Source organism: Enterobacter sp. HK-058-C-ECC (genome assembly GCF_047531125.1).
Classification (GTDB): Bacteria; Pseudomonadota; Gammaproteobacteria; order Enterobacterales; family Enterobacteriaceae; genus Enterobacter; species Enterobacter quasiroggenkampii.
Genome location: NZ_JBLKCH010000001.1, coordinates 637,482 through 645,461, shown reverse-complemented (window position 1 = coordinate 645,461; position 7,980 = coordinate 637,482). Strand labels below are relative to the sequence as shown.

Annotated in this window: 9 protein-coding genes; 6 read left to right on the top strand and 3 right to left on the bottom strand. The window is 46.0% G+C overall.

What is annotated here, in order from left to right; translation table 11 throughout:
* The first annotated feature begins 102 nt into the window (after positions 1–102).
* Together ACMWJS_RS03170 and ACMWJS_RS03165 are read left to right on the top strand one after the other, a co-directional pair.
* Entirely contained in the window at positions 103–672 is a 570-nt protein-coding gene (locus tag ACMWJS_RS03170) for a hypothetical protein (protein WP_045910409.1), read from the top strand.
* 248 nt (positions 673–920) lie between these two features.
* Positions 921–1,145, top strand: coding sequence for a hypothetical protein (locus tag ACMWJS_RS03165; protein ID WP_045910408.1), 225 nt, complete (start codon positions 921–923; stop codon positions 1,143–1,145).
* 134 nt (positions 1,146–1,279) lie between these two features.
* Here the strand turns inward: ACMWJS_RS03165 and ACMWJS_RS03160 are convergent, their stop codons facing one another.
* A complete protein-coding gene (locus tag ACMWJS_RS03160) occupies positions 1,280–3,001 on the bottom strand; it encodes a SulP family inorganic anion transporter (RefSeq protein WP_414746572.1) in 1,722 nt (573 codons plus the stop codon).
* Positions 3,002–3,292: 291 nt separating this feature from the next.
* On the opposite strand from ACMWJS_RS03160, the gene ACMWJS_RS03155 reads away from it, so the two are divergent.
* From ACMWJS_RS03155 to ACMWJS_RS03145, 3 genes are all read left to right on the top strand, one after another.
* Positions 3,293–3,700, top strand: a complete 408-nt coding sequence (locus ACMWJS_RS03155) for a cell envelope integrity TolA C-terminal domain-containing protein (RefSeq protein WP_111966769.1) — start codon at positions 3,293–3,295, stop codon at positions 3,698–3,700.
* A gap of 763 nt (positions 3,701–4,463) precedes the next feature.
* Positions 4,464–4,865, top strand: coding sequence for a hypothetical protein (locus ACMWJS_RS03150; protein WP_126534436.1), 402 nt, complete (start codon positions 4,464–4,466; stop codon positions 4,863–4,865).
* A gap of 178 nt (positions 4,866–5,043) precedes the next feature.
* On the top strand, positions 5,044–5,427 hold the full coding sequence (locus ACMWJS_RS03145) for a SecDF P1 head subdomain-containing protein (RefSeq protein ID WP_069719327.1): 384 nt from the start codon (positions 5,044–5,046) through the stop codon (positions 5,425–5,427).
* 183 nt (positions 5,428–5,610) lie between these two features.
* On the opposite strand, the gene ACMWJS_RS03140 is transcribed toward ACMWJS_RS03145, so the two are convergent.
* Positions 5,611–6,018, bottom strand: a complete 408-nt coding sequence (locus ACMWJS_RS03140) for a hypothetical protein (RefSeq protein WP_223540399.1) — start codon at positions 6,016–6,018, stop codon at positions 5,611–5,613.
* Between the two features lie 402 nt (positions 6,019–6,420).
* Between ACMWJS_RS03140 and ACMWJS_RS03135 the strand changes: the two genes are divergently transcribed.
* Positions 6,421–6,969, top strand: coding sequence for a hypothetical protein (locus tag ACMWJS_RS03135; RefSeq protein ID WP_414746571.1), 549 nt, complete (start codon positions 6,421–6,423; stop codon positions 6,967–6,969).
* Between the two features lie 107 nt (positions 6,970–7,076).
* Here the strand turns inward: ACMWJS_RS03135 and ACMWJS_RS03130 are convergent, their stop codons facing one another.
* A complete protein-coding gene (locus ACMWJS_RS03130) occupies positions 7,077–7,913 on the bottom strand; it encodes a MipA/OmpV family protein (RefSeq protein ID WP_414746570.1) in 837 nt (278 codons plus the stop codon).
* Between the last annotated feature and the right edge of the window lie 67 nt (positions 7,914–7,980).

The following is a 7,980-nucleotide window of genomic DNA, read 5'->3' as shown; positions in this document are numbered from 1 at the left end:
TGAAAATTTAACTCGAAACAGGAGGCATATTGAATTTAATAATATAAAATAGCTTTTCCTGGTAAGGTCAACACTTTCGTTTGATACATACAAAACAAAACCATGACTAAAAATTATTCTTTCGAAGATAAACGCAAGAAATTACTTGTTACAGCCGTGATATTCAGCGTTTTAGGTGGATGGCTCTGGTATATGTCATGGGCATCTGGCATCTCCCATAATACTATATTAAAAAAATCCGTTCCTGAATGGATGACATATATTTCACTTGGCGTTTTGATTGGAACAATTTTTGTTATGCGCGCTTTTTACCTGCGCACTTTTAACAAAACATTAGAATATATTGCCAGTGCTTTTTTTAGCGGCTTTTGCCTTGGGTTTGTATTGAGCTTAAATTGCTATGATATTTATGTCTATCTCTTCCCGGACAAAATAATTGGCTATGAATCTGAATATGAGGTTGTCTTTCCGGGGCCTTCGAGAGGTAAGTATGGCCATTGTGAAGCGGGTCTCTGGTTAAAAGATCAGAACACCAACAGATGGATTCAGCTTTGTACAAACAAAGAATATCTGCACAGCCACCGTAAGCAGGGAATGACTGGGGTGTGGGTAACGGCTCGTGTGAATAATATTGGAAGTTACATTGTGAATTATGAGTTTATTTATTTGTAGGCACGACCCTATCTATTTTTGTTCCGGCAAAAATGAATGGTACTCAAGGTCCGCTCCTTGCTTATAGCCGTCAGCCTGATACGTCGCACCACAGATTGCGCATTCACAGCGGAGAAACCGGCTATGGGCAGGGTCATCTCAAAATCGAATCAGGGTAAATTTCATTCATACCCCCACATTTAGTGGTGGATACGTGACGACTGTTCATCTATTCTGCTTTTTCAGCGAGCAAGCCGGAGTCATTTTTAGTGGATAATCCCATATTTCTGAAAACTATCATTATCTTTATTCTCATCCTGTGGGTAATAGACGTAGTCAGGAGAAAGAAAAAAAAGCGTTATGACTCCGCTATAGCAGAGGCTAATGCCAGAGAACGCTATGAATGGCGCTATCTCAGATGGGGTTGGCAGGCAATACGAGTGGCGGCGGCAGTGTATATCTTTGTTCAGCTGATTCAGTTTTTACTGAGATAGATGGCAGAAGAAGGTAAGACAGGCTAGGAACACCTCACTGTCCAGGCCAACTGTAGTTGCGCCTCGGTGGTAGAAAGTGTGAGGGTTCCCTGCCTGCCAGTAGCATGCGTTACAAGCCTTTAACCAGTATTTGGTTATGTATCACAGACTGATTCCCCCTCACTCGCACTCTCTTTGCTTTGAATGAACCGAAGTGCCAGGTAAAGGTCTGGCGCCAGAATCATGTCATCATCATTCATTGTTGGCCGACTGTCTTTAAACCAGCGTGTTAACTCCGTTTTCCTGCCCGCAAGGATTAATTTAATCTGTCGACCTTTCAGGTCACGCTTTAACTCATTAATGGTTGCCAGGACACTGATGTCCGAATAGGTGAAGCAGGCAACGGCATCAATGACCACCCATTTAGGTTGTATGGCGGCCCCATCAACCAGGTTCAATACCCGACGTTTAAAATAAGCCACATTAAAATAGGTCAACGGTGAGTTAAATCGATACATCAGCACGCCCGGGACCATTTTAATATCGGCGGTATTCCCTAACGAATGAATCATTCCCTCTTCGTCAGTCCCCAGCAGGTGCTCAGAGGGACGAAACACTGTACGAAGGAATTGTAACAACCCAAGCAATACCGCAAGGCCAATCCCCTGGATAACGCCGATAATTAAAACACAGCCAAACGTGAAGAAGGCCAGGCGAAAGGCCTGTTTATTTCTGCGTCTCAGGTTCCATAGTCCACGTAAATCAATCAATGACCAAGATGCATACATTAGAACAATACCTAACGCAGATACCGGAATGTATTGTAATGGCTGAGTGAAAAACACCACGACAATACCGATGATCAAGGCGGCGACCACGGAAACCAACTGGCTTTTTCCGCCAACCGAGTCATTCACCGCGGTCCGGGAATCAGCGCCACTGATAGCAAACCCCTGAGATAACCCCGACATAATGTTCGCAATACCCAGCGCACGGAACTCTGCATCCGCATTAATTTCGTAGCCATTTTTCGCGGCAAAACTGCGGGCGGTCAGCATCAGACTGACAAAACTGACCAACGCCAGGTTCAGCGCCGGGATCACCAAATCACGCATCGGCCCCGGCTGGAACGCCCCCCAGTGAACGATGGGTAAACCAGGCTGGAAGCCTTCTCCCCCAATCGTGGCAATGCCATACTGTTGTGCAGAGGTCCCCCATACCAGTGCCGTTGTTATCACAATGGCGATTAAAGGTGCTGGCCACTGGCTGCGGTACGTCTTGATCACCATTAAAATAATTAACGTAAAAAGGGATATTCCTACGGTTAATAAATGGCTATCTGAAAGTCGACCTGGCAAGGCGATTATTTTTTCAATAACCTGCGCCTCATCAAGCTTGATCCCCAATACCTTGCCTAATTGCCCGACAATAATCGTCACGGCTACGCCATTAAGTAATCCGGTAAGAATGGGATGAGAAAGCAGATCCGCGAGCGCGCCCAGGCGAAATTTACTTGCAAGGAGGCACCACCCGCCCATCATCAATGTCATGATGATCGTCAGCTGCCAGTGCAGTTCGGGATTCCCGGCAGAAAGCGGAAATACAACGGCCGCAATCACCGCACAGGTTGTGGCATCAGGGCCCACAATAAGCTGGCGAGAAGAGCCGAACAGTGCGTAAGCTATCATTGGTAAAACGCAGGAATAGAGTCCTACAATTGCCCCCACACCCGCCAGCTCAGCGTATGCAATCGCAACAGGGAGCGCGACAGCCGCAACGGATAACCCCGCTTTAACATCATGTTTTAGCCAGCTTTTATCGTAAGCTAACAAATTTTGTAGCCCTGGCATGTAGTTCAACAATAGCTTTCCGAACACGTTATTCTCCGGACATGAATATTACCCACGAAATGTTGCCACACTTTTAAGTGAGGTTCTGGCTTTCAAATGCTCCGGAGGGAGGCCCCGCCGCTCAGGTCCTGTAAATACTTAACTATTTTATTATTCTGACTGGTGTTAAACATAGTTCAAAAACGAACGGTTAGTCGGAGTAGAACCGGCAGCCTGGTCAGCGACGTTGTAACCCGTTATGGGTAGTTGAAAAGAGGCCAGGAAGTGCGGAAGAATATTTAAACATTACTGAAGCTAAAATGGATTGCGGGGTAAGAGATGGGAATGTCTCAAGCAGTAAAGAAAATCGCTGTGGTGGCTATAGTGGTGAACCTGGCCGCGGGATGCGTGCCGCTACACCCTTCCGGCTGCCATAAGACCACGGCAACGGGTAATTGCGGTTCAGGACGCTGGGACGATCAGGATGAATGGGGCGCGCAGGCACGGGCAATCAGGGCGGCAATAAACGCCGAAATTGAAGAGCCGCAAAACTGGAAAGGGAAACAATGCAGGTTGCATATTGAATTTGCTCAGGATGGCACACCTTTAAGCATCTCAACCAGTAACGGCAATAGCGCCTATTGCGAAGCGATAAAATCAGCCGCCCATAAAGCCAAATTCCCGGCCTTCAGCAATCCGGAAGTTTATAGAGATTTTCAAAAATCAGGCTTCGACATGCGCGGTTAGCTTCAAGATTATGTCTTGAATGGCGCGCTTTGCTAAACTCCGCCATGCTGCTTCAGGCCATGTTCTCTTTATGTCATGAGCGGATTTTTGGGTAGTTTCAGTAGGACGGTATTTCAGCATAATGCGACTGTCTGTAAGCATGGTTGTTTTTAATAAAGCCACACACTACTGAATCTAGCTCCGGCAGGCGCTACCGACCCACAAAAGAAAGGATGCACGAGATCGAGCTATGCGTACTCATCAACAGAATAAGTCCCGTAAGCTGTATCGCAGCGTCAACACCACTACACGACACCAATCTAATAATCCTGGTGCTGAGTATCGCTGGGAACGCAACGGTAAAAAAGTCGGAAATGAGCTACTGGCAAAGCGCGGGACAATGCATGGCAGACAGAAGCGTGGCCGAGATTACACACCCTTGTTTTATTTCCTGATCAAACACATTGGCAAACCATGAGGACGTGAAAGTAACTTGCCGCTGCTGCACACACACCTATATTGGTGAACCTGTCCCCTGGATAGAGTAACTGACAATATTTCCTGGGCTGACATGAGTGCCGCTGACACCAGCTATGAGAGCGATTGCAAACTTCCGCTCCTCGATCCAAACTGACCTACTATTTCTGCAATGTCAGTTTTGTGCCAGGGGCAGACATTGAGAACAAGAGTCTTAGTTGGTCAACGGGGAGCAGGTCAGCGGTTGTTGTCAATGCCAGGCTTCAAAGTTTTAAATATTGCATTCATAATGGTAGGGACTCTACACATGAAAAAACAATTGTTACTGCTTATATTGCTCGTCACTTCCCAATCGTGGGCAAATCAATCCTCCCCTGGGGAGCAAGCTAAACAAATGGCTGAAGCAGCATGTCTATACCAATACAATGTTATCTACTCTCGCTTTACTTTGGGTTTTTCTGAGGAAAAAGCAATTCAAGTATCTTCTCAAATACTAACTAATTATTTGGAAATTCATAAAGAAAATGCAGGGGACTTTTTTCTTTCCTCGATTCGTAGAAGCACAATCGCACAATTACGGGAGTTAGAAGTAAATAAAGCGGCAGTGCAGCAACTAAAAACTCCCCCATCAGATTTTAAAGATAATTTTTTATCCTCTTGTAATGCAATAAAAAAAGAGCAATTGGAAACTATGCATGTTTTTGGTTAAATCCACCATACATGCTGATGAGCTTATTTTTCGGCCATCGCATTTGTTACTTTTAGCCGGCCCTCATAGCATATTTCGCGGCGCTTCAGGCGGTCCGTTGCAAGCCAAAAGCAGACGTTGATAACGTTGAGATATGTTAATTTATGGGGATCAGGTCAACACATAAAAGGAGAAGAAGATGCAAATCAAGTTTGGGGTGTTGTTACTCGTGGTGCTTGTGCCATTGACATCGACTGCAGCAAAAGGGAGTTTTGTTTTTTCGGTCGGTAATGAGAAAACTTCGTTTGACTCTGGATGTGTAAAGTCAATTGATTATGTAGAGAAGGATGAGACAGGAGCGGAGAATTTAGTCTTTAGATTCTCCGATGAATGTGGCAAAAGGTTGTCGGACATGACCCGACAGAATATCGGAAAGCATATGACCGTCACCTACGATGATAATAAAATTACTTCCGCCATGATTGCCTCGCGCCTGAGCACCAGTTTCAGAATATCCACAAAAGACATACCAAGAATAATATTAATGCAAATACTTAATGATTATGATGGTGTTCGTGATTAACCAGAAAAAAGCGGCAAATAATAATTTATTTGGCCATGTAAAAGTCATTCATAAATACAATTTCCGCTCTTCGCTCAGAGCGGATATCGATCTTCGAGTCGATCCGCGCCGTGACACGATCGGATCTTTCTATGGCTATTGCGTGTCAAAAAATTGAGCGCATGCCGCATCAGCATATCATATCTATAAGTCAATTTCTCTATCTGCAACATAAATCACACCTTTCACTTCATTTGGCAATGTTTCATATTTCAATGGTGTTTTTGGTTGCGAAATTAATTTATACCCACCTTGTTCATAGTTGTAGCTGAACAATCCTTTACTTGACATCTCAACAAATGAGCGCAGATAGCAAGAACGTTGATTTTCATTTGAAAAAGCAGGCAGATTGCCTTCTATCACATAGACCTCTGACAAGGGTTCCAATGAGTAAATATAATCAAGAATAAAATTATAGTCCTCGACAGATGACTTGATCCTTTCAGGAATCGGCCCCTGACCTGCTGTTGCAAAATGCGCTAAGTACCCTTCCTGGCTGGATAAAAACCAGTCCAGATCATATTCTAAAAAGTCATCGTCCATTTTCGTCATTTTTTAACACCAAATATCTTTGTTCATTTCTTACACCGTAGAATCACATCGCCACTACCTGACCAGATGCGATGACCTACCCCCGGTAGATTATCACATGCTAGTGTTAGTCCTGCATCTGATACAGAATGGATTAAAGGACCGTTTTTCGCTCACTGCGAACCTTAAGCTCAGTCAGATCGTCCGCATCGAACCAGAGGCGGACGGTGCCAGCCGTGTACTGAATTGAGATGACTCGCATGGAACTGTCTGACAAGGTCCGCGTTGCCTGCACCGAAAGCGAACATTGTCCCGTTCCCGTGACGCAAGATCTCAACTTTCCGTATGTATGCTAAAATTTGTACAGCTGCAGGCCAAAAATTAGTTCTTATAAATTCAGTACATTAGCCAAAGTGAGCGAATATGGATAATATTCCACATAAGCAGACAGCAAGTAAAAGATACCCCGCATGGCTGTGGTGCGGAAGTTTTTATCTGGTTACATGGAATTGCTTTGCAGATGAAATAAATCTGTATTCTATAAACACGGGCTCATACGTTTATCATCTGACAAATAATCACGGACAATACACGGAGAACTTTGAAAACAAGTTTATATCCGTGGAGAGGAAATTTTCGGACACATCGAAATATAGTGTTGTGCTAGGCACAATGAAAAACAGCTTTAATGACAGATGTCTGGCTGCCGGCGTAAGAAGAGACTGGGCTGGGTGGAATAACGGTTGGGTTTTTAAGGGAATCTATGGATATGTAGGCGAATTTTTCTTTGATACATTCGATGATTGTGGCGACCATGGTTCATACCATGATTTTAAAAAAGTAACCGGGATAGGATTTTCTCCCTACATATATCACGGATTCCAGTATAATTTTACGTCTTATTTTGGCATGGATGTGGGTATTATCATCCCCTCCGTGTTTGTCATCACAGCACAATGGAGCTTTAGATAAATCCGTCAACCACATATGCTGTAACTGTCAGCAAGAGGTTCCGCCCCGCCATCTAAACCGGAGCGGCTTATATACGGCTCAAGACCACCAGCCGCCGCAACCCATAATTAAAAACTGTACGTCACCTTCAAACTCCCCGTGGGCGACGTCTTGCGTTGCACAATGGGACTATCACCTGCATCCCCCGTCAGCTGCGTCACGCCCGCAGAGGCAAGGACGCTCCAGCGAGAGGTGAGCTTGTGGGTCCAGTCCAGGTTCATCGACCAGGCATAAACCCCGGCCCCGGCGTCATGTCGGGCAAAGCCCGATGCGGCCGACTGGGCGGCGTTGACCCCGTAATACGTCTGCATATACTTGTCGGATCCCCAACTGCCGGTCAGCGCCAGCGTCACCGCATTTGTTGCTGAGGTATAGATCGGGCTGCTCAAGCCGAAATGCACCGCCTCTCCGTTGTCTCTCTCAGACACCGGAACCTCAGCCTGCAGCTGCAGATTCAGCCAGTCGGCCACCTTGTACTCCAGCCCGGGCACCACGATAGCCGAGCCTTTAATCTCTCCCATCCCTCTCAACTCGTCGCTGCCGGAGCTGATCGAATCGCTGCTCACGTCTTTATCTTTACGGCCAACTCGATAGCTCAGCGCTGCGCTGTAATCCAGGTTGCCAACGTTGTTACCGTAACCGATCCCACGCGTGGTGCCGATAAAGAAGCCATTTGCCATGGAATAATCCACTACCTGAGCCGCTGAGACGCGGGTTTTATCTGAACCCGAGTAGCGCGGCCCCACATCCACGCCGCCCCCCAGGGTTAAGACGTTACCCTGGCGCTGTTCTTCCGCCAGTACAGGCGTAGCCAGTAACGCCAGAACGACGCCCGGCACGAGGGTTTTCAGGCAGCGGTCCGAAAGTAAATGAGGGAACGTATGACGCAGTTCAATATTTCTCATTAAGGAAGTCCTTATGGATTCAAATGATGACGATGCAGGCGGTTAAACGCCGGAACGCCCATTTTGA